Raw genomic sequence first — 1478 nt, 5'->3', positions numbered from 1 at the left:
TGGGAACCTGTCTCGACCAGCCAAGTGACGGTGAAGGTAGCCAACCCGGTGCGCAATCGGCGTGCGGCGGACGCGACGGTGGCGGTGACGCTGAACAACGTCAGCGGCCAAAGCCTGAAAGGCCCGTTCCGGCTGGTCATCGTCGGTCTGAGTCCGGCGGCGAAAGTGGCTATCGGCAATGCCAGTGGCACCACCGCGGCCGGCGAAGCCTACTACGACCTGACCGGCTATCTCGGCAAGGACATCACGCCCGGCGGCAGCGGTCTGGTCTCGGTCATCGTCACCGGCGGCGGCCCCAATACCTTCAGCTTCACGACCCGGCTGGAACGCCAAGTGCAAAGCCCAGCGCTGGCCGTCAAAATCACCAGCCCGGCCACGCTCTTAACCGTCGGCCACACCCCGCAAACCGTCAAAGGCACCGTCAACGACCCCAGCGCCCAAGTCACGCTCAACGGCGCGCCGGTCACCAACAACAGCGGCAGCTTCCAAGCCGACGTCGCGCTCGAAGAAGGCCACAACACCATCACCGCCCGTGCGGTCAACGCCCAGGGCGAAGACGTCAGCGACGCCATCTCGCTATCGCTGGACATGACCCCGCCCTACCTGACCGTCGAATCGCCGAAAAACGGCGACACCGTGCGCACCGACCACATCGCCGTGTCCGGCCTGATCAACGACATCGTACGCGGCACCGTCGCCGCCGGCCAAGCCAACGTCAAAGTCAACGGCATCGCCGCCAGCGTCGCCAACCGCAGCTACCTGGCCGAAAACATCCCGCTCGGCGTCGGCGAAAACACCCTGAAAATCGACGCCGCCGACAACGTCGGCAACACCAGCAGCCTCAGCCTGCAAGTCAGCTACCAACCGCTCGCGCCGCAACACATCGCCCTGGTCGGCGGACAAGACCAAAGCGGCCAAATCAACAGCGTGCTGGCCCAAGCCCTCAAAGTCAAACTGCTGGATGGCGCCAACCAAGCGGTCGCGGGCAAACCCGTGATCTTCCGCGTCACCGAAGGCGACGGCATCGTCGGCGCCGGCGGCAACGACCAAGGCCAAGGCGTGCTCGTGCAAACCGACGCCCAAGGCATCGCCTCGACCCAATTCAAACTCGGCAGCCGGGCCGGCACCGGCAACCAACGCGTGCGGGCCGCCTCGGTCGGCTTCGACGGCGAAGTCCTGTTCTACGCCAGCGCCAGCGTCGGCGCCGGCAGCAAAGTCACCGTCAACAGCGGCAACAACCAACGCGGCGCGGTCGGCCAAGCGCTGCCGCAACCCTTCGTCGTCGCCGTGGTCGACGACGGCGCCAACGTCGTGCCCGGCGCCCAAATAGAATTCAAAGTCACCCAAGGCAGCGGCCGCTTCCAAAACGGCCAAACCACGCTGAACGCCACCACCGACAGCGACGGCCGGGCCACCGCCGAATTCACGCTGGGCAGCGAAGACGGCCTCGACGTCCACCGCGCCACCGCCACCCTGGT

1 protein-coding gene is annotated in these 1478 nt (G+C 66.3%); it reads left to right on the top strand.

What is annotated here, in order from left to right:
- A partial coding sequence (locus tag A1355_RS25530) for a hypothetical protein (RefSeq protein ID WP_197471684.1) occupies positions 1 to 1478 on the top strand: 1478 nt, incomplete at both ends.

The sequence above is a fragment of the Methylomonas koyamae genome (assembly GCF_001644025.1).
Classification (GTDB): domain Bacteria; phylum Pseudomonadota; class Gammaproteobacteria; order Methylococcales; family Methylomonadaceae; genus Methylomonas; species Methylomonas koyamae_A.
The sequence above is the reverse complement of the archived record's forward strand: the minus strand, read 5'-3'. Positions and strand labels throughout refer to the sequence as shown.